Origin of the sequence: uncultured Sphaerotilus sp., from assembly GCF_963924895.1 — a bacterium.
GTDB lineage: Bacteria > Pseudomonadota > Gammaproteobacteria > Burkholderiales > Burkholderiaceae_C > Sphaerotilus.
Window position 1 is genome coordinate 74,544 of the sequence record NZ_CAWURG010000010.1, and the last position, 19,707, is coordinate 94,250.

Below are 19,707 nucleotides of genomic sequence, written 5' to 3' on the forward strand. Positions count from 1 at the left end.
GGCTCAGAGCACCCGGTCGCTCGCCCGCGCCAGATAGAACCACTCCTGCCCGACCTGCGCCCGCGGGTTGGGAAAGACGATCCAGCCGTCCGTCTCCGCCACCACCGCCCGGCCGTCGTCCCGGTGGCCGATCAAGTCACCGGCCTGGATGGGATCGAAGCTCGACCATTCGCGGCTGAAGTGGTCGCCGACATGCTCGCAGTCGATCACGTCGAACAGGCACATCAGCGTGTGCTGCGCCGGCAGTGCCGGGAGATCGGCGGTCTCGCCCTCCTGCACCTCCAGCATGTCCAGCAGGCGCAAGGTGCGCAGCACGGCCAGCCGGGCCACTTCCGGCGCCCGGGGATCGTCGTGCTGGCCACATTCGAGCGTGACCCCGTAGCCGCCACAGGCGCGGATGTACTCGGTCGTGCCCACGCCGAACTGCGGATCCGGCGCCGCCCGGCCCAGCACAGCGGCCGCCGCCCGGCGGCGCTCGACCCCGCGGGCATAGGTTTCCAGCCAGCCCTCCACCAGCAATGCAGGACCGAGCGCAGCCGCCAGCGCCGCTTCTTGCTGCGCATGCGCGAAGGGCTCCAGCTCGCCGGTGTTGTCGTGCGGGCCAATCATCACGAAGGGCGCGCCGGCCGTGTGGAAGGAATGCAGGTCCAGCAGCACGTCGTGCGCCCGCAGCAGCGGGCACAGCACCCGCGCCACCCGGTCCTCGAAATCCTGCGGAATGGCGGGCGGCACCAGCTTGCGGTTCAGGTTGCGCTCGCCTTCGCGGGCGTGCCGGGCGTAGGCCAGCGCGTTGGTAACGGGCACCACGGTGAGTTGCCCCCGGCGCAGGCGCAAGTGCCCCTCGTCGAAGGCGTCGAGCAAGCCCCGCAGCGCCTGTGTGCCGCAGGTTTCGTTGCCATGGACCGCGCCGAGCACGATCAGCCGGGGTCCGGGCTGCAGGCCGAGGTACTGGTGAACACGCAGGCTGGTCGGGTGGGCGGGAGAGCGGGTCATGGGCGTGAGCATAGCCCCAGCGAACGGGGGTTCAGGCTCCCCATCTTCCCTTGGACGACCCGCTCGCTGGACACCTTTGCGTTCTCAAACGGCCTCGGCCCGTCACTGTCAGGCAACCTGCAGCGAAGACATGGCCTGGGCCAGGCGCTGCGCTTGCACGCGCAAGCTGTCTGCGGCGGCAGCACTGTGCTCGACCAGGGCGGCATTCTGCCGCGTCATCTGATCCAGCTCCGAGACGGTGTCCTTGACCGAAACAATGTCGCCACTCTGGTCCGCCGCGTTGCGCGAGATGTTGTGGATGATTCCGGCAACGTCGCGCGCGCCATCGACGATGGCCGTCATCGTCGTGCCGGCGTCGCTGACCAATCGTGAACCGATTTCCACGTTCTCGACGCTGGTGCCGATCAGCGTCTTGATTTCACGTGCTGCTTCGGCGCTGCGCTTGGCCAGCGATCTCACCTCGGCTGCAACCACAGCAAAGCCGCGACCTTGCTCGCCGGCACGTGCGGCCTCCACCGCAGCGTTCAAAGCGAGGATGTTGGTCTGAAAGGCGATTCCGTCGATCACGCCGATGATGTCGGCGATCTTGCGGCTGGACGTGGTGATGTCCGCCATCTTGGAGACCACTTCACCGACCACTTCGCTCCCGCGCCGGGCCGCGGCCGCAGTCGTGATGGCCAGGCGGTTCGCATTGGCCGCGGACTCGGCGCTGTCTTGCACCGCCTGCGTCAGCTGCGCCATCGACTGCGTAGCGCGCTGCAACTGGCTGGCAGTCTGCTCGGTGCGCTGGCTCAGGTCCGCGTTGCCGTTGGCGATTTCGCTCGACGCAGTCTCGATGCTTGCCACGCTCTCGCGCGTGGTCAGCAGCGTCGACTGGAGCTGTTGCAATGTGTCTTGCAGGCTGCAGGAACTCGCCCGCGCCGCAAGGGCCACCCGGTTCATCCAGATGGCCACCCAGACCTCGACGGCCGTCTGGGCGATGACGTAGGAGGCATGCAGCACGATCTTCAACAACGAGGGTTCGGTCGCGCAGTACACGGCCCAGCCCCAGGCCTGCAGACGGTCGAACAAGATGTGGTGCACGGCAATCAGCCCGGCTGCCAGCAGGATCGGGCGCCAGTCGAGGTAGACCAGCAGTACGCCCAGGCACACGAAGACCCCGAAGTGGAACTCGATCGTGCCGCGTCCCAGCTGGATGTGCAGGATCACCATCGACATCAACGCTGCCGAGAGGACCAGGCGTGAGACCAGCGAGCCTGGCGCCAGGCGCCAGACCACGAGTGCCACACCACCGATCAGGCCGCTGCCGATCAGGGAGAGCGCCAATTGGCCGTACTCGGCCCCGATGGCAATGGCGGCGATCAAGCTGAGCACCAGGGTACCCACGACGATTCGGTCGCCGCTCCGGTCCAGTGGAAGGAGGGAGGATTGAGACATGTGCGAATGAGATCCTGGACAGGGAACTGCGCGAAGGTCCGATCGTGTAGACGTGCTCGTTTCCGTCAGGACCAAGTCGGAGCGTGTCTCGACTCTTCGGCATCTGTCCGCCGTGCTTGAGGGCGTTGATGCTCGGCACTGTCGCGCCCGGTGTGCGGACATCGGTGCGCTACAGCCCTGTTATCCCCCGAGCCTGTGGATAACCCTGGGGATAGCCTGTGATGGGCGACGCCAAGTGCTTGTCACAGTGTGACTTTTGTTGGAGTGCTCGCGCTTTGAGCAGCGGGCTTCGCCATACTGGTGAACCTCTTGTTCGCGCCACCCCCGCCGTCGGGGACCAGACGGTTCTCACCCCTTCCAGCACTCCGGAGCGCCATGCCCTACGCACACACCCTCGGCGGCCATGTCTGGCAGTTCGCCGATCTGGCCACCCTGATGGCGCGGGCCACGCCGCTGCGCTCCGGCGACGTGCTGGCCGGTGTCGCCGCCCGCACGTCCGTCGAGCGCATGGCCGCCCGCATGGCGCTGGCGGAGCTGCCGCTGAAGACCTTCCTGAACGAGGCGCTGGTCCCGTATGAAACCGACGAGGTCACGCGCCTGATCCTCGATCGCCACGACGCCGCCGCCTTCGCCGAGATCGCCCACCTCACCGTGGGCGACTTCCGCGACTGGCTGCTCGGCGACGCGGCGGACGAAGCGACGCTGGCCCGCGTGCGCCGCGGCATCACGCCCGAAATGGCCGCCGCGGTCAGCAAGCTGATGCGCAACCAGGACCTGATCCTCGTCGCGCGCAAATGCCGCGTCATCACCCGCTTCCGCAATACGCTCGGCCTGCCCGGGCGACTGGCGATGCGCCTGCAACCGAACCACCCGACCGACGACCCACGCGCCATCGCCGTCTCGATGCTCGACGGCCTGCTCTACGGCGCCGGCGACGCGGTGATCGGCATCAACCCGGCCGGCGACGGGCTGGGGCCGCTGACGGACCTGGTGCGGCTGGTGGACGAGGTGATCCAGCGCTTCGAGATCCCGACCCAGTCCTGCGTGCTGACCCACGTCACCAACCAGATCCAGGCGATCGAACACGGCGCGCCGGTCGACCTGGTCTTTCAGTCGATCGCCGGCACCGAGGCCGCCAACCGCAGCTTCGGCATCGACCTGGCCGTGCTGCGCGAGGCGCGCGAGGCGGCGCTGAGCCTGAAGCGCGGCACGATCGGCGACAACGTGATGTATTTCGAGACCGGCCAGGGCTCGGCGCTGTCGGCCAACGCCCACCACGGCCTCGACCAGCAGACCTGCGAGGTGCGCGCCTACGGGGTCGCCCGCGCCTTCGACCCGATGATCTGCAACACGGTCGTCGGCTTCATCGGGCCGGAGTACCTGTTCGACGGCAAGCAGATCATCCGCGCCGGCCTGGAGGACCACTTCTGCGGCAAGCTGCTGGGCCTGCCGATCGGCTGCGACGTCTGCTACACCAACCACGCCGAGGCGGACTCGGACGACATGGACACGCTGATGACGCTGCTCGGCACGGCCGGCGTCACCTTTCTGATCGGCGTGCCTGGCGCGGACGACGTGATGCTCAACTACCAGAGCATGTCCTTCCACGACGCGCTCTACCTGCGCGAGGTGCTCGGCCTGAAGCGGGCGCCGGAATTCGAGGCGTGGCTGCAGCGCATGGGCATCAGCGACGCGGACGGGCGCGTGCTGCCCGTCTCACGCGGCCACGCCTTGCTGGAGCACCTGGGATGAGCGACCACCAGCCGTTGACCACGCCCGATCCCTGGGCGCACCTGCGGGCGTTGACACCGGCCCGCGTCGGACTGGGGCGCAGCGGGTCGAGCCTGCCGACGCGCGAGTTGCTGGCCTTCGGTGCAGCGCACGCAATGGCCCGCGACGCCGTGCACCTGCCGCTGGACGCCGACGCGCTGCGTGCGGACATCGAAGCCCTTGGCCTGCCGACGCTGCGCGTGCAGAGCGCCGCGCCGGACCGCGCCACCTACCTGCTGCGCCCGGACCTCGGCCGCCGGCTCGGCCGCGACAGCGCGGTGCAGCTCGACGCCCACGGCGCGGTCGCCGCTGATCTGCTGCTCGTCGTCGGCGACGGGCTCTCCTCCGCAGCGGTGCAGCGCCAAGCCGTGCCGCTGATCGACGAACTGCTCAAGCAGCGGCCGGACGGCTGGCGGCTCGGCCCGGTCGTTGTCGCGACACAGGCCCGCGTGGCGCTCGGCGACGACATCGGGCAGCGGCTGGCGGCGCCGATGGTCGCAGTGCTGATCGGCGAGCGGCCGGGCCTGAGTTCGCCGGACAGCCTGGGCGTCTACCTGACCCACGCGCCGCGTGTCGGCCGCACGGACGCGGAGCGCAACTGCCTGTCGAACGTGCGCGCCGAGGGGCTGCGGCACGCGGAGGCGGCGCGCAAGCTGTGGTGGCTGGTGCAGGCGGCGCGCGCGCTGCAGCTCACGGGAGTTGGCTTGAAAGACCGGAGTGATCTGCTCGGCGGGTAGCAAGCTGCAAACGCTGCAGCGCGCGCAACTTCAACCAGCTCACCGACCGCCCCGTCGAGGACACGGTGCGGATCGCCTCAACCCCTCCTGACCCGGGGTAAGTCCGGCTGACGCACGGCGCGGGGTGTCGCTAAGGTCGTCGACACTTGTACGACAACCGACGACACCCCATGCACGATCCAGCACACCCGTCCGCACCCCCAAGCCCTGACCCTGACCAGGGCAAGCCGATCGGCGTCATCGGCCTCGGCGCCATGGGCCACGGCATGGCGAGTTCCCTGCGCCGGGCGGGCTACCGGGTCCATGTCTGCGATGTGCGGCTGGAGGCGGCGCAGGCCTTCGCAGCCGACGGCGGCGTCGCCTGCGCCAGCCCCGCCGAGCTGGCCGCGCACTGCGAGGTGCTCGTCAGCGTCGTGGTCAATGCCGCGCAGACCGACGCCGTGCTGTTCGGCGAACACGGCGCCGCCGCGGCGATGCGACCGGGCAGCGTCTTCGTGATGTGCTCCACCGTCGACCCGAACTGGTCGGTCGCGCTGGAGGCCCGGCTGGCCGCGATGGGCGTGCTGTACCTGGACGCGCCGATCTCCGGCGGTGCGGCCAAGGCGGCGTCCGGCCAGATGACGATGATGACCGCCGGCCGCCCCGAGGCCTACGCCAAGGTCGGCAACGCGCTCGACGCGATGGCCGCCAAGGTCTACCGGCTCGGTGACCAGGCGGGCAACGGCAGCAAGGTGAAGATCATCAACCAGCTCCTGGCCGGCGTGCACATCGCCGCGGCAGCCGAGGCGATGGCGCTCGGCCTGCGCGAAGGGGTGGACGCCGCGGCGCTCTACGAGGTGATCACGCACAGCGCCGGCAACAGTTGGATGTTCGAGAACCGGATGGCGCATGTGCTGGCCGCCGACTACACGCCGCTGTCCGCCGTGGACATCTTCGTGAAAGACCTTGGCCTCGTGCTCGACACGGCGCGGGCGACCAAGTTCCCGCTGCCGCTGTCGGCCACGGCGCACCAGATGTTCATGCAGGCCTCGACCGCCGGCTTCGGCCGCGAGGACGACTCGGCCGTGATCAAGATCTTCCCCGGCATCACGCTGCCGCAGCCTGAGCCCAAGCCATGAGCCGCCGCCCCCTGCTCGGCTGCATCGCCGACGACTTCACCGGCGCGACCGACCTCGCCAACAACCTCGTGCGCAGCGGGATGCGCACGGTGCAGACCATCGGCGTGTCCGCAGACCCCGACGCACAGGTGGACGCCGACGCCATCGTGGTCGCGCTGAAGTCGCGCACCATCCCCGCGGACGAGGCCGTTGCGCAGTCGCTGGCGGCGCTGCGCTGGCTGCAGGCGCAGGGGGTCGAGCAGGTCTACTTCAAGTACTGCTCCACCTTCGACTCGACCCCGGCCGGCAACATCGGCCAGGTCACCGACGCGCTGCTCGACGCACTGCACGGCCCCGGTCAGGGCTTCACGATCGCCTGCCCCGCCTTCCCGGACAACCAGCGCAGGGTGTTCAAGGGCCACCTCTTCGTCGGCGACGTGCTGCTGTCGGACAGCGGCATGCGCCACCACCCGCTCACGCCGATGACCGACGCCAACCTCGTGCGCGTACTGCAGGCGCAGACGCAGCGGCGCGTCGGGCTGGTCGATCAGGCCGTCGTTGCGCGCGGCGCCAAGGCCATCGCGCAGCGCTTGCGCGACCTGCAAGCCGAGGGCGTGGGCATCGCCGTGGTGGACGCGGTGAGCAATGCCGACCTGTTCCTGATCGGGCAGGCGCTGGCCGGGATGCCGCTGGTGACCGCCGGCTCGGGCATCGCCATCGGCCTGCCGCAGAACTGGCAGACCACCGGCGCGCTCCCAGCGAGCGACGTGGCGGACCGACTGCCAGCCGCCAGCGGCCTGCGCGCCGTGGTGTCGGGCAGTTGCTCGGTGGCGACCAATGCGCAGGTGCTGCACTTCCGCGAGCACGGCGGCGCGGCCTTCGCGGTGAACCCGCTGGACATCGCGGCGGGTGAAGACGTTGCCGCTCAAGCGCTGGCCTGGGCCACGCCGCGGCTGGCGCAAGGCCCAGTGCTGGTCTACGCCACGGCGGAAGCGGAAGCCGTCCGCGCCGTGCAGGCCAAGCTGGGCGTTGCCGAAGCGGGCGAGCTGGTGGAGCGCACGCTGTCGCGCATTGCCGCGGGGCTGGTGCAGGCCGGCGTGCGGCAACTGGTGGTCGCGGGCGGGGAAACCTCCGGCGCGGTCGTGCAGGCGCTGGGCGTCACGCAGATGGCGATCGGACCGCAGATCGATCCGGGCGTGCCGTGGACCGCGGTGACCTCGCCGGTCTGCCCGGGCGAGACGGTGCACGTGGCGCTGAAGTCCGGCAACTTCGGCAGCACGGACTTTTTCGCGAAGGCGTTTGCGCTGCTGTGAATCCCATTCGTCCATAACAGGACGATTCATAGCCTCATAATGCACTCCTTCAGAGGAGGCTCGCCCCATGACCGCACTGCACACCCTCGGCTACCGACCCACGCATGGCGTCGACGACTTCGTCCAGCAGATCGCCCAGGCCACGCCGCTGGAGCTGGTCGAGATCGAGCGCCACGGCGTCGCGGGCATCTTCCTGAAAGACCTCTCGCGGCGGATGCAGATCCCGGCCACCCGCATGTTCACGATGCTGGGCGTGCCCAAGGCGACGGCGGAGAAGAAGTCCGCGGCGGGTGAGTCACTGAGCGGCAGTGGCGGACAGGCGGCGATTGGCGTGGCCCGTCTGCTGGGCATCGCGCAGGCCATCGTCCACAACTCGACGGCCCCCGAGGCGGCGGATTTCGACGCAGCGAAGTGGCTCGGGCAATGGCTGGAACGTCCGCAACCCGCGCTCGGCGGGCGCAAGCCAGGCGACCTGATCGACACGCCGACCGGGATCGAGGTGGTGTCGCGGCTGCTGGGCGCGATCGAGAGCGGGGCGTACCAGTGATCCTCTGGCGCATCGCGGCCGACACGCGCCGCTATGCCGCCGATGACCTGAGCGGCGGCGGTGCGGCGGCCTATCCCGGCCGGTGGAACGAGGAGCAGCAGCCGGTCCTCTACACCGCGCCGACGATCGCGGTCGCCGTGCTGGAAACTGCGGTGCACCTGGACGACCACGGCTTGCCGATGAACCGCTATCTGGTGCGGATCGAGGTGCCGGACGACGTGTGGGCGCGGCGCGAGACGCTGGACATGGCGGCGCTGCCGGTGACGTGGGCATCGATTCCGGCCGGCCGGGCCAGCGTGAAGATCGGCGTGGAGTGGCTCGCGTCGATGCGCTCGGCGGTGCTGCTGGTGCCGTCGGTGATCGTGCCGGAGGAGTCGGCGGCGCTGGTGAACACGCGGCATCCGGACGCGCAGGGGCTGCGGGCGGAGATCGTGCGGCGATTTGAGTACAACCGGTTGTTCAGGGCGGGGTGATGGTTCAGGCTCCGCCCGCCTGATCTGGGTTGATGGGCGTCAGGACGAAACGGAAGCCGTAATCCGGGGATGCGAAATCGCGGTCGTGTTCATAGCGAGAAGCAGATCGAGCCTGCACGTCCGCCTCACGGTACGAGCCACCGCGCAAAGCACGTCTCTCTTTGCTTCTGCAATCTGGTGGATCTTCCACTGCCTCAGCTTTGTATTCGCGGCAGCTACCTTTGCACCATTCCCACACGTTCCCGTGCATCTGGTGCAGCCCCCACCTATTCGCCGGACGGTCCTTTACCGACACCGTCAGACCATTTTCCCAAGACTGCCCGAAATTGGCCTGATCCTCCGTGAGGCTCTGGCCAAACGAGTACGCCGTCTGCGTCCCCGCTCGGCAGGCATATTCCCACTGCGCTTCCGTCGGCAATGCTGCCTGCACACCAAGTTGCTGAGTCAGATCCAACAGGAACAGCCCCACCACATCATCCCAGCTCACCATCTCCACTGGTAGATCTGCGCCATCATTGAAATGGCTTGGATTCTCGCCCGTCATAGCCTGCCACAGCCCCTGCGTGCACGCCGTGTCCGCCAGCCAGTAGCCCCTCGTCAGGGTCACTTGGTGCTGGGGATCTTCGTAGTCAAACTCATTCGGATCGACAAGATCGCAGCCCATGCGAAACGTCCCCGGTTTGATCCACCGCATCCGCTGCGCCACGCCGTTCACCTCGATGTCCGCCCATGGCGTCTCGAACTCGTCGCGCTCCCCTGCTCGAACCGCCCAGGTTGGTTTCACGAAGGACGGCACCGGTTTGTTCAGCAAATCCTTCAATGCCTCGACCAACACCGCCACGCCCTGCTCGAAATACCGCCTGTGGTCCAGATCCAGCGCATGCACCTCCAGCAGCGCGTGCAGATCCTCCGGCAGTTCCGCCTTACCCGGCATCCTCGCCCCGTCGATCAGCACCGGAATCACCGCAATGCCTCGCTTGAGCGCCGTCGTGATCTCCAGCCGCACCCAGTCCCCCGGGTTGTGCAGCCGCTCGCTCGCCCAGCCCGGCCCGATCACCGCCAGCAACACCCGGCAGCCCTGCAACTGCCCTTCGATCCGCTGCCGGAAGTTCTCGCCCACCTTCATGGTCTGCTGGTCCATGAACACCTGATCACGGTATTCCTGCTCAGCCTGCAGTCGGTGGTACAGCACCAGCGTGTGCAACTGGCTTTCGCTGCGGCGGTAGCTGATGAAAATCGTGGTGTTGGACGGGCTCATGGATTCGGCGTGTGACAGCGCAGCGTATTTTCACATTGCGCACTCCTGACGCCTCCAGCCGATCCGCGTGGCAGACTGACGCACACCACCACCCACCAGCATCCACGCTATGCCCGACACCGCCCTTCGCGCCGAGATCTGCCGCGTCGGCGCCTCGCTGTTCCACCGGGGCTATGTCCACGCCAGTGCCGGCAACATCAGCGTGCGCACCGAGGACGGCGGCTTCCTGATCACACCGACCGACGCCTGCATCGGTACGCTGGTACCCGAGCGGCTGGCCTGCGTCAACGCTGACGGCGTGCAGACCGGCGGCGACCGCGCCTCGAAGACGCTCGCGCTGCACCGCCGCATCTACGCTGCCGACCTTGAGGCGCGTTGCGTGATCCACACGCACTCGACGCACCTCGTCGCGCTGACGCTGGCCGGCGTCTGGCACCTGGACGACATCGTGCCGCCGATCACACCGTACTTCGTGATGAAGGTCGGCCACGTGCCGCTGATCCCCTACCACCGCCCTGGCGATCCCGCCGTCGCCGACCTCGTCGCGGCGCGGATCGCGGCGAGCCATGCCGCCGGCACCCCACTGCGCGCCGTCATGCTCGACCGCCTCGGCCCCAACGTCTGGCACCGCAGCCCAGCCGAGGCCAGCGCCGTGCTGGAAGAGCTGGAAGAGACGGCGCGGCTGTGGCTGCTGACCCGCCCGGCCCCGCTGACCGAGGCGCAGATCGACGAGTTGCGCCAGCAGTTCGGCGCGCGCTGGTAAACCCCGCCGCTCAACATTCACCGGACCCGACATGCCCCGTTTCGCCGCCAACCTGTCGATGCTCTACAACGAGCACGCCTTCCTCGACCGCTTTGCCGCCGCCGCCGCGGACGGTTTCCAGGCCGTCGAGTACCTGTTCCCCTACGCCTTCGAGGCCGGCGAAATCGCCCGGCGCCTGGCCGACCACGGCCTGCAGCAGGTGCTGTTCAACGCGCCACCCGGCGACTGGGACGCCGGCGAGCGTGGCATCGCCTGCCTGCCGGGGCGCGAAGCCGAGTTCCGCGACGGCTTCGCGCGGGCGCTGGACTATGCCGAGGCGCTCGGCTGTCCGCGTGTCCATGTGATGGCCGGCCTCGCGCCGCAGGGCGCCGACCGTGCGCAACTTCAGGCCACCTACGAGGGCAACATCGCCTGGGCCGCCGAGCGCGCCGCCGCGGCCGGCCGGAACGTGCTGATCGAGCCGATCAACCTGCGCGACATGCCCGGCTACTTCCTGAACCGCCAGGACGAGGCGCACCGCATCGTCCTGGCGCTCGGCGCGCCGAACCTGCAGGTGCAGTTCGACCTCTACCACTGCCAGATCGTCGAAGGCGATGTGGCGATGAAGCTGCGCCAGCTACTGCCGACCGGGCGGGTCGGCCATCTGCAGATCGCGGGCGTGCCGATGCGGCATGAGCCGGACCTGGGCGAAGTGAACTACCCGTACCTGTTCGACGTGATCGACGAGGTGTCGGCGGCGTGTGGCTGGCAGGGCTGGATCGGCTGCGAATACCGCCCGGCGCGCGGCGCGGTGGCGGGTGGCACGTCGGACGGGCTGGGCTGGCTGCGGCGCGCGACCGCAGCCTGAACCCCTCCCTCATTCGCCCAGCCGACCGTCCCGGAAATCGCTCAGCGCCTGGTAGATCTCCTGCTGGCTGTTCATCACGAACGGCCCGTATTGCACGATCGGCTCCTTCAGCGGCTCGCCAGCGATCAGCAGCACCCGCGCCTCGGCGTCGGCCTCGATGACCACGCCGTCCGTGTCGGCCTCGTTGGCGAGCAGGGCCATGCGCTGCACTGGCACCGCCTGCCCGTTGATCGTCACCGCACCGCGGTAGACGTAGACAAACGCGTTGCGGCTGGCCGGCAGCGGCTGCACGAAACGGCTGCCCGCCGGCAGGTGCAGATCAAGGTAGAGCGGGGCCGTGGCGTCGCGTGTCACGGCGCCGGCCACGCCATGGCTCTCGCCGGCGATCACCGTCACCGCGACACCTTCGGGCGTCACGAACTTGGGCAGGTCTTCGGCCTTGAAGTCGCGGTACCACGGCGCGTTCATCTTGTCGCGCCCGGGCAGGTTCAGCCAGAGCTGAAAGCCTTCCATCAGGCCGTGTTCCTGCTGCGGAATCTCGGAGTGGATGACCCCGCGTGCGGCCGTCATCCACTGCACCCCGCCGTTCTCCAGCAGCCCTTCATGCCCGGCGCTGTCGCGGTGCAGCATCCGCCCGGCGATCATGTACGTCACCGTCTCGAAGCCGCGGTGCGGGTGGTCGGGGAAGCCGCTGATGTAGTCGTCCGGCTGGTCGCTGCCGAAGGCGTCGAGCATCAAGAAGGGATCGAGCCGGCGCTGCAGCGACTGCGTCAGCACGCGGGTCAGCTTGACGCCGGCGCCATCGGAGGTGGCCATGCCAGCAACCAGCCGCTCCACGCGGCGCGGGTGGCGGATCGTGGCGGGGGTGGTCGTGTCGGTCATGGTCGTCTCCTTGGAAGGCTGACCGTGGTCAGCGGTGCGCCGCTCAGGCCAGCGCAGCGTTCAGGTCGGCTTCGGCTTGCGCAAAGCCCTTGGCGGCGGCTTCGGGGCCCATCGCCAGACCTTCGGCATAGATGAAGCGCACGTCGGTCAGGCCCAGGAAGCCAAGCACGCTCTTCAGGTAAGGCACCTGCGAGTCGTTCGGCGTGTCACGGTAGAGGCCGCCGCGGGCCAGCGCAACGTACACCGTCTTGCCCGTCAGCAGGCCTTCAGGACCAGTGGCGGTGTAGCGGAAGGTGACGCCGGCGCGGGCGATGGCGTCGATCCAGCTCTTGAGCTGCACCGGCACGCCGAAGTTGTACATCGGCACGCCCAGCACGATGGTGTCGTGGGCCTGGAGTTCGGCGATCAGCGCATCGTCGAGCGCGACGCGGGCGGCCTGCTCTTCGCTGCGGTTGGCGGCCGGGGTGAACAGTGCGCCCAGCGCGGCTTCGTCCAGCAGCGGGTGCGGGGTCACGGCGAGGTCGCGCAGCGTCAGCGTGGCGCCCGGGTTGGCGGCTTGAAGGCGGGCGGTGATCTGGTTGGCCAGGCGGGTGGAATTGGCACCGTCGCGGCGGGCACTGGCGTTGATCTGGAGGATGTTCATGGCGGTGTCCTGAGCGTTTGCAGAGGTGGAAGGGATGACTGCACTGTAGGTGTCACCAATCCACGCCGGAATCCCTCCGAATGGATATCATTGTTCTGCCAATGGAACAATCCGAACTTCCGATCGACCCGAACGACCTGCTCATCTTCGCCCGCGTGGCGGAGCTGGGCAGCTTCAGCCGCGCGGCGGAACAACTGCATCTACCGAAATCAACGGTCTCGCGTCGGCTGGCGGAACTCGAACAACGGGTCGGCGAACGCCTGCTGCTGCGCACCACGCGGCGGCAGACGCTCACCGAGTTCGGCCTGCAACTGCTCGAACACGCCCAGCTGGTGGCCGCCGAGGTCGATGCCGTGGCCGCGCTGAGCGCCCACCGGCAGGCGGCGCCGAGCGGCCGGTTGCGGGTGTCGATGCCGAGCGACTTCGCCAACCTGCTGCTGGTCGATGCGCTGGCAGCGTTTGTCGCCCTGCACCCGGCGGTCTCGCTGGAGCTGGACCTCTCGCCGCGGCGCGTGGACTTGCTGGGCGAGGGGTTCGACCTGGCCGTGCGCATCGGCGACCTGCCCGACGACAACCTGCTGGCCGCACGCCGGCTGCAGGTGTTTCCGTCCGGGCTGTACGCCGCACCCGGCTACCTCGCGGAACGGGGTGAGCCGATGGCGCCGACCGATCTGGCCGGACACGACGCGGTGCGCAACCTCCGCAGCAACGGCGAGCCGGCCCCGTGGACACTGATGTGCGACACGCAGCGCTGGCAAGGTGTGCCCCCCGGCCGGGTCGGCGCGAACTCACCCGAGCTGCTGATCCGGCTGGCGCGCGCAGGGGCCGGGATCGCCGCGGTGCCCGACTACTTCGCGCAGGCGGATGTGCGCAGCAGCCGGCTGCGGCGGGTGCTGCCGGCGTGGTGCCTGCCGAGTCCGACGGCGTGGGCGGTGTTTCCCGGCCGGCGGCTGATGCCGGCGAAGACGCGGGCGTTTCTGGACATGCTGCTGTGCGCGCTGGGCAATTCCGGTTCGGGCGCAGCAGACCCAGCCCCGCCTGCGCTGACTTGACTTATTTCACCGGAATCGGCTTGCCCACCGGCACCGCGGTGATGCTGTTCTTGGGCGAGCCGTCGAGCAGTTTCTCGGAGTAGGTCATGTAGACCAGCGACTGCCGCTTCGCATCGACCACGCGCACGATGCGCAGGCGCTTGAACAGGATCGACAGGCGCTCGCTGAAGACATCGTCCTGCTGAGGCAGTGGCTGCTTGATGCGGATTTCACCGACTTGCCGGCAAGCAATCGACGCATCGGACTTGTCGGTGGCCAGACCCACGGCGCCGGTGATGCCGCCGGTCTTGGCACGCGAGACGAAGCAGGTCACGCCGTCCACCAGGGGGTCGTCATAGGCTTCGATGACGATCTTGTGGTTCGGGCCGATGAGCTTGAACACGGTGCTCACTTCGCCGATCGTCTCGGCGCGCACGGGTGAGGCGACGGCCGCCACCAGCACGAGGCTGGACAGGAGACCGCGGGCGAGGAAGGAGGTGGGGTTCTGCATGGGGCGAGATGATGTACGAAAATCGTGACGCCATGCACGCCCACCCCAAAGCCCCTGCCCCACCCGCCGCACTGTCCGTCCACGCCGTCCCCTCCGTCCTCATCAGCGAAGTCGGCCCCCGCGATGGCCTGCAGAGCGTGCAGGCCGTGATGCCCACCGCGCACAAGCTCGCCTGGATCGACGCGCTGCACGCCAGCGGCCTGCGGGAAATCGAGGTCGGCTCCTTCGTGCCGGCCCGCACGCTGCCGCAGATGGCCGACGTCGCCGAGGTCGTGCGCCACGCCACCGCCCTGCCCGGCTGGACCGTGATGGCGCTGGTGCCGAATCTGCGCGGCGCCGTGGCGGCGCTGGAGGCCGGCGTCCACAAGCTGACGGTCCCCGTCTCGGCCAGCGAGGCCCATTCGCTCGCCAACGTGCGTCGCAGCCGCGCCGAGATGGTGGCGGTGGTGCGCGAGATCGTCGCGCTGCGGGATGCGACGGCGCCGGGCGTGCCGGTCGAGATCGGCATGTCCACGGCGTTCGGCTGCACGCTCCAGGGCGCGGTCGCCGAGGACGAGGTGGTGTGGCTGGCCGAGCAGCTGGTCGCCGCGGGCGCCGACGAGATCGGCCTGTCCGACACCACCGGCATGGCGAACCCGCTGCAGGTGCGGCGGCTGTTCCAGCGGGTGCGCGCGGCCATTGGCGACAAGACCGGCTCGGCGCACCTGCACAACACGCGCGGGCTGGGACTGGCGAACTGCCTCGCGGCGTATGACGTGGGGGTGCGGACCTTCGACGCCTCGCTCGGCGGGCTGGGCGGCTGTCCGTATGCGCCCGGGGCGTCCGGCAATGTCGTGACCGAGGACCTGGTGTTCATGTTCGAGGCGATGGGCGTGGACACCGGCGTCGATCTGGAACACCTGATCGCCGCGCGGGCACCTCTGCGAGCCGGGCTGCCGGATGAGCCGCTGTATGGCATGGTGCCGGACGCCGGTGTGCCTGCAGGCTTCCGAGACCTGCGCCGGCTGTGACCGGACCGCAGCAGCCGAGGTCGCGTCATTCGCCCCGATCGAACACGGGACCCAATGCCCGCGCGTGGTGCGCCACATGGTCCGCGACGACGCTGGCGATGAAGTAATAGCCATGGTCGTAGCCCGCATGGCGCCGCAGCGTCAGCGGCTGCCCGACCGACGCACACGCCGCCTCGAACGCCTCCGGGTGCAATTGCTCGGCGAGGAACTTGTCTGCCAGCCCCTGGTCGATCAGGATGCCGTCCGGGTACGGCGCGCCCTCCTGCCGCGCCATCAGCACGCTCGCGTCATGGTCGCCCCAGAGGGACTCGTCCTGCCCGAAGTAGCCGGTGAAGGCCTTGTGGCCCCACGGGCACCGCGACGGCGCGCAGATCGGCGCGAACGCCGACACGCTGGCGAAGCGCCCGGGATGCCGCAGCGCCAGCGTCAGCGCACCGTGGCCGCCCATCGAGTGGCCGGAAATGCCCAGCCGCGTGACGTCCAGCCCGAACTGCGCCGACACCGCCGGGATCAGCTCGCGCAGCAGGTAGCTTTCCATGCGCCAGTGGCCCGCCCACGGCGCGTGGGTCGCGTCGAGGTAGAAACCGGCACCGACGCCGAAGTCCCAGTTGTGGTCTTCGCCAACAATGCCCGCACCACGCGGGCTGGTGTCGGGCATCAGCAGCGCGAGGCCCTGCGCCGCTGCCGCACGCTGGGCGCCGGCCTTCATCGTGAAGGTCTCTTCGGTGCAGGTCAGCCCCGCCAGGAAGGTCAGCAGCGGCACGGCTTCCCCCGCGACCGCCTGCGCGGGCAGGAACAGCGCAAAGCGCATCGGCAGCCCGATCTCCCGCGAAGCGTGGCGGTAGAAGCGCTGCACACCGCCGAAGCAGCCGTGTTCGCTGACGAGTTCCAGCCGGTCGAAGGTGGCGTTGAGGGTCGTCTCGGTGCTCATGCTCAGAACTCCACCACCGAGCGGATCGACTCGCCGCTCTTCATCAGCTCGAAGCCTCGGTTGATGTCTTCGAGCTTCAGCTTGTGGGTGATGAGGTCGTCGATGTTGAGCTTGCCGTCCATGTACCAGTCGACGATCTTCGGCACGTCCGTGCGGCCACGCGCGCCGCCGAAGGCCGAGCCCTCCCACTTGCGCCCGGTGACGAGCTGGAACGGCCGGGTCGAGATCTCGGCGCCCGCTTCGGCCACGCCGATGATGATGCTGCGGCCCCAGCCCTTGTGCGTGCACTCCAGCGCCTGGCGCATCACCTTGGTGTTGCCGATGCACTCGAAGCTGTAGTCGGCGCCGCCGTCGGTGAGCTGCACGATCGCGTCGACGAGGTTGCCGCCAGCGGCCTCGATGTCCTTGGGGTTCAGGAAGTGCGTCATGCCGAACTTGCGCGCCATGGCTTCCCGCGCCGGGTTCAGGTCCACGCCGATGATCTTGTCGGCGCCGACCATCTTGGCGCCCTGGATCACGTTCAGCCCGATGCCACCCAGCCCGAAGACCACGACGTTCGCCCCCGCCTCGACCTTGGCCGTGAAGAGCACCGCACCGACGCCGGTCGTGACACCGCAGCCGATGTAGCAAACCTTGTCGAACGGCGCGTCCGGGCGGATCTTGGCCAGCGCGATCTCGGGGACCACGATGTAGTTGCTGAAGGTGGACGTGCCCATGTAGTGCAGGATGGGCTTGCCGTCGAGCGAGAAGCGGCTGGTGGCGTCCGGCATCAGGCCCTTGCCCTGCGTGCCGCGGATGAGCTGGCACAGGTTGGTCTTGCGGCTCAGGCAGAACTTGCACTGGCGGCACTCGGGCGTGTAGAGCGGGATGACGTGGTCGTCCTTGCGCAGCGAGGTGACACCCGGGCCGACATCGACGACCACGCCCGCGCCTTCGTGGCCGAGGATGGCCGGGAACAGCCCTTCAGGGTCGGCGCCGGAGAGCGTGTAGTAGTCGGTGTGGCAGATCCCGGTGGCCTTGATCTCGACGAGCACCTCGCCGAATTTCGGCCCTTCGAGGTCCACGGTTTCGATGGTCAGGGGCTGGCCTGCTTGCCAGGCGACGGCGGCACGTGTCTTCATGAGGAAACCTGTTCTGTCGAGGTGGAGGGACCGCTGCAGTTTAGCGATGACCCCGATCGTCTGTCGCGCCCGATCGGCCGATACTGGCCGACATGACATCCACCATCCCCACTCCCGTCCCGACACCGGTCCTGCTCGTCACCGGCGGCAGCCGCGGCATCGGCGCCTCGGTGGCGCTGCTGGCCGCACAGCAGGGTTACGCCGTCTGCCTCAGCTACCGCAGCCGCGGCGATCTTGCGGACGCGCTGGTCGCGCAGATCACGGCCGATGGTGGCCGCGCGCTGGCCGTGCAGGCCGATGTGGCGATCGAGGCCGATGTGGTGCGCCTGTTCGAGCGGGTCGACGCTGAACTCGGCCGCCTCACGGCGCTGGTCAACAACGCAGGCGCCATCGAACAACAGGGCCGCGTGGTCGACATGGACGCGGCCCGGCTGCGGCGGGTGTTCGACACCAACGTCGTCGGCAGCTTCATCTGCGCCCGCGAGGCGGTGCGGCGGATGTCCACCGCGCGGGGCGGCGCAGGCGGGGCCATCGTCAACCTGTCGTCCCGCGCCGCCGGGCTGGGGTCGCCGGGCGAGTTCGTCGACTACGCCGCGTCCAAGGGCGCCATCGACACCTTCACGATCGGCTTGGCGCGCGAGGTGGCCATGGAAGGCATCCGCGTCAACGCGGTCGCGCCAGGGCTGATCGAGACCGAAATCCACGCCAGCAGCGGCGAGCCGGGGCGGGTCGATCGGCTGAAAGCGGGGGTGCCGATGCAGCGGGGCGGGCATCCCGACGAGGTCGCACGGGCCGTGCTGTGGCTGCTGTCGGCGGAGGCGTCCTACATCACCGGGACGGTGGTGGATGTGTCGGGCGGGCGCTGATCACTGCAACGCCCCTGACCACTCAGGCATTGCGCTGCGCCGCGCCCCGCAGCAGCCTGGCGGCGGTGGACATCTTCCGGACCACCTGCGTCGGCATGAGGAAGGGGTAGCTGTCCGCCACGCCGATGCTCCGGTTGATGGCGTTCAGGAACTGCGCCACGGGGAGCCACTGGGACAGCAGCAAGTCGCTCCACGACTGGGCGTCGAGCAGGTCCGCCGACGACTGGGCGTTGGCGACCGGACTGGACAGCGACAGTCCCCAGGACTGCGCCGTCTCGACCGCGTCCTGCACCAGCAGCACGTGGGCGCAGGTCTCGGCCCAGTCCTCGTGGGGGTGCGAACTGGCGTAGCTGCTGATGTAGTGCTGGGCCCAGTCCGCCGGCGGGCCGTCGGCATGGTGACGGGCCAGGGCCTGGCCATAGTCGGCGCGCTCGTCGCCGAAGACCTCGCGAAAGAGGCTGGTCGCTGCACTGTCGGTCTCGATCCAGCGGAACTGCAGGTAGTGGCTGGTTTCGTGGCGCACGTGGCCCAGCAGGGTCCGCCACGGCTCGCCGAAGTCGGACCGGACCGACTCGCGGTGCACGCTGTCGGCCTCGTCCAGGCTCAGGACGATGGAGCCCCGGTCGTGCCCCGTCATCACCGGCGGCTGGCCCGGCTGAGACGCCAGGAAGTGGAAGGCCAGCCCGAGATCGTCGCCGGGATCCTTCTTGGGCTCGGGCTTCAATCCGATCCGCAGCAGGCCATAGACCAGGCGGCGCTTGGCCTGCTCGTATTCGGCCCACATCTGGCGGTGGCCCGCGACGCTCAGGTCCGGCCGGGTCGCGGTGAGCCGGCAGCTCTGGCAGAGCTGCTGCGGATCGCTATCCGTGACCATCCAGTTGCAGGCGGAATACCCGAGGCGGGTGCGGCAGGGCTGAATCGGCGGACCAGCGTCCGTCAGACGCGGCCACGGTGCCTCAGGAACACCTGGCAGATCGAAGGCCACCATCTGCATCCCCACAGGGTCGAAACCCAGGGTGGCCCCGCAGTTCAGGCACCCGGTGTTTTCGAAGAAGAGGCTGTGCTGGCACTTCGGGCAGGTGTAAGGCCGCACGCATTCAGCCCTTGCGCGTGAGGCCGATCAGGAAGGAAATGGCGGCGAAGACCAGGAACACGAGGAACAGGATCTTGGCGATGCCGGCCGCACCGGCCGCGATGCCGCCGAAGCCGAGCACGGCAGCGATCAGGGCGATGACCAGGAAAACGACGGTGTAATGAAGCATGGTGACTCCTGAGCAAAGGGAGCGCGGAGGCTCCGGGAGGGGTGGACGCGGTGTGGTGCGTGATGCATGTCGCGACCTGATTAGCAATGATCTTCAGCAAGGCCCCAGCCGACGATCAGGCGTAGCGTAGAAGGCAGACAAAGCGCAGGAGCGAGCACATGCCGATGAACCGAATCCAGTTCCAGCAAGGGATGTCGCTGCCGGAGTTCATGACC

General features: G+C 68.8%; 21 protein-coding genes. 11 read left to right on the plus strand and 10 right to left on the minus strand.

Annotated features, from left to right (window positions below):
- Positions 1–3 precede the first annotated feature (3 nt).
- Positions 4–993: a succinylglutamate desuccinylase/aspartoacylase family protein gene (locus tag AABN02_RS03870; protein WP_338413600.1), complete on the minus strand. Its 990-nt coding sequence runs from the start codon at positions 991–993 to the stop codon at positions 4–6.
- A gap of 108 nt (positions 994–1,101) precedes the next feature.
- Positions 1,102–2,430 (minus strand): methyl-accepting chemotaxis protein, encoded by a 1,329-nt coding sequence (locus tag AABN02_RS03875; RefSeq protein ID WP_338413601.1) that lies wholly within the window; start codon positions 2,428–2,430, stop codon positions 1,102–1,104.
- A gap of 375 nt (positions 2,431–2,805) precedes the next feature.
- Here AABN02_RS03875 and AABN02_RS03880 point away from each other — a divergent pair, with 375 nt between their 5' ends.
- The 6 genes from AABN02_RS03880 to AABN02_RS03905 all read left to right on the plus strand — a co-directional run bounded on the left by AABN02_RS03880 (position 2,806) and on the right by AABN02_RS03905 (position 8,367).
- Positions 2,806–4,182, plus strand: coding sequence for an ethanolamine ammonia-lyase subunit EutB (locus tag AABN02_RS03880; RefSeq protein WP_338413602.1), 1,377 nt, complete (start codon positions 2,806–2,808; stop codon positions 4,180–4,182).
- Positions 4,179–4,937 carry an ethanolamine ammonia-lyase subunit EutC gene (gene eutC / locus AABN02_RS03885; RefSeq protein ID WP_338413603.1) on the plus strand — a complete coding sequence of 253 codons (759 nt, stop codon included), beginning with the start codon at positions 4,179–4,181 and terminating at the stop codon, positions 4,935–4,937. The genes AABN02_RS03880 and eutC overlap by 4 nt, the downstream gene beginning before the upstream one ends.
- A 170-nt stretch (positions 4,938–5,107) precedes the next feature.
- Entirely contained in the window at positions 5,108–6,055 is a 948-nt protein-coding gene (gene ltnD, locus AABN02_RS03890) for an L-threonate dehydrogenase (RefSeq protein ID WP_338413604.1), read from the plus strand.
- The gene (otnK, locus tag AABN02_RS03895; protein ID WP_338413605.1) at positions 6,052–7,347 is read left to right on the plus strand and encodes a 3-oxo-tetronate kinase; all 1,296 of its coding nucleotides are present in this window, start codon (positions 6,052–6,054) and stop codon (positions 7,345–7,347) included. The genes ltnD and otnK overlap by 4 nt, the downstream gene beginning before the upstream one ends.
- 67 nt (positions 7,348–7,414) lie before the next feature.
- Positions 7,415–7,894 carry an antitoxin Xre/MbcA/ParS toxin-binding domain-containing protein gene (locus tag AABN02_RS03900; protein WP_338413606.1) on the plus strand — a complete coding sequence of 160 codons (480 nt, stop codon included), beginning with the start codon at positions 7,415–7,417 and terminating at the stop codon, positions 7,892–7,894.
- Positions 7,891–8,367, plus strand: a complete 477-nt coding sequence (locus AABN02_RS03905) for an RES family NAD+ phosphorylase (protein ID WP_338413607.1) — start codon at positions 7,891–7,893, stop codon at positions 8,365–8,367. Before AABN02_RS03900 ends, AABN02_RS03905 begins: the two co-directional genes overlap by 4 nt.
- A gap of 4 nt (positions 8,368–8,371) precedes the next feature.
- Here AABN02_RS03905 and AABN02_RS03910 read toward each other — a convergent pair whose 3' ends face one another.
- On the minus strand, positions 8,372–9,625 hold the full coding sequence (locus AABN02_RS03910) for an SUMF1/EgtB/PvdO family nonheme iron enzyme (RefSeq protein ID WP_338413608.1): 1,254 nt from the start codon (positions 9,623–9,625) through the stop codon (positions 8,372–8,374).
- A 109-nt stretch (positions 9,626–9,734) separates the two neighbouring features.
- Between AABN02_RS03910 and AABN02_RS03915 the strand changes: the two genes are divergently transcribed.
- Positions 9,735–10,388 carry an aldolase gene (locus tag AABN02_RS03915; protein ID WP_338413609.1) on the plus strand — a complete coding sequence of 218 codons (654 nt, stop codon included), beginning with the start codon at positions 9,735–9,737 and terminating at the stop codon, positions 10,386–10,388.
- A 31-nt stretch (positions 10,389–10,419) separates the two neighbouring features.
- Positions 10,420–11,235, plus strand: a complete 816-nt coding sequence (otnI, locus tag AABN02_RS03920) for a 2-oxo-tetronate isomerase (protein ID WP_338413610.1) — start codon at positions 10,420–10,422, stop codon at positions 11,233–11,235.
- A gap of 9 nt (positions 11,236–11,244) precedes the next feature.
- Here otnI and AABN02_RS03925 read toward each other — a convergent pair whose 3' ends face one another.
- Both AABN02_RS03925 and AABN02_RS03930 read right to left on the minus strand, forming a co-directional pair.
- Complete coding sequence (locus AABN02_RS03925) at positions 11,245–12,117, minus strand: pirin family protein (RefSeq protein ID WP_338413611.1); 873 nt, start codon at positions 12,115–12,117, stop codon at positions 11,245–11,247.
- 43 nt (positions 12,118–12,160) lie between these two features.
- A complete protein-coding gene (locus tag AABN02_RS03930; RefSeq protein ID WP_338413612.1) occupies positions 12,161–12,760 on the minus strand; it encodes an NAD(P)H-dependent oxidoreductase in 600 nt (199 codons plus the stop codon).
- 101 nt (positions 12,761–12,861) lie between these two features.
- On the opposite strand from AABN02_RS03930, the gene AABN02_RS03935 reads away from it, so the two are divergent.
- Positions 12,862–13,812 carry a LysR family transcriptional regulator gene (locus tag AABN02_RS03935; protein ID WP_338413613.1) on the plus strand — a complete coding sequence of 317 codons (951 nt, stop codon included), beginning with the start codon at positions 12,862–12,864 and terminating at the stop codon, positions 13,810–13,812.
- A 1-nt stretch (position 13,813) separates the two neighbouring features.
- On the opposite strand, the gene AABN02_RS03940 is transcribed toward AABN02_RS03935, so the two are convergent.
- Complete coding sequence (locus AABN02_RS03940) at positions 13,814–14,302, minus strand: CreA family protein (protein WP_338413614.1); 489 nt, start codon at positions 14,300–14,302, stop codon at positions 13,814–13,816.
- 32 nt (positions 14,303–14,334) lie between these two features.
- Between AABN02_RS03940 and AABN02_RS03945 the strand changes: the two genes are divergently transcribed.
- The gene (locus AABN02_RS03945; RefSeq protein WP_338413615.1) at positions 14,335–15,312 is read left to right on the plus strand and encodes a hydroxymethylglutaryl-CoA lyase; all 978 of its coding nucleotides are present in this window, start codon (positions 14,335–14,337) and stop codon (positions 15,310–15,312) included.
- Positions 15,313–15,337: 25 nt separating this feature from the next.
- On the opposite strand, the gene fghA is transcribed toward AABN02_RS03945, so the two are convergent.
- Together fghA and AABN02_RS03955 are read right to left on the minus strand one after the other, a co-directional pair.
- Positions 15,338–16,243, minus strand: a complete 906-nt coding sequence (gene fghA, locus AABN02_RS03950) for an S-formylglutathione hydrolase (RefSeq protein WP_338413616.1) — start codon at positions 16,241–16,243, stop codon at positions 15,338–15,340.
- A gap of 2 nt (positions 16,244–16,245) precedes the next feature.
- Positions 16,246–17,364, minus strand: a complete 1,119-nt coding sequence (locus tag AABN02_RS03955) for an S-(hydroxymethyl)glutathione dehydrogenase/class III alcohol dehydrogenase (RefSeq protein WP_338413617.1) — start codon at positions 17,362–17,364, stop codon at positions 16,246–16,248.
- Positions 17,365–17,456: 92 nt separating this feature from the next.
- On the opposite strand from AABN02_RS03955, the gene AABN02_RS03960 reads away from it, so the two are divergent.
- Entirely contained in the window at positions 17,457–18,230 is a 774-nt protein-coding gene (locus AABN02_RS03960; protein ID WP_338413618.1) for an SDR family oxidoreductase, read from the plus strand.
- Between the two features lie 22 nt (positions 18,231–18,252).
- On the opposite strand, the gene AABN02_RS03965 is transcribed toward AABN02_RS03960, so the two are convergent.
- Both AABN02_RS03965 and AABN02_RS03970 read right to left on the minus strand, forming a co-directional pair.
- Positions 18,253–19,323: a putative zinc-binding metallopeptidase gene (locus AABN02_RS03965; RefSeq protein WP_338413619.1), complete on the minus strand. Its 1,071-nt coding sequence runs from the start codon at positions 19,321–19,323 to the stop codon at positions 18,253–18,255.
- A 4-nt stretch (positions 19,324–19,327) separates the two neighbouring features.
- On the minus strand, positions 19,328–19,492 hold the full coding sequence (locus AABN02_RS03970) for a DUF1328 family protein (protein ID WP_338413620.1): 165 nt from the start codon (positions 19,490–19,492) through the stop codon (positions 19,328–19,330).
- Between the last annotated feature and the right edge of the window lie 215 nt (positions 19,493–19,707).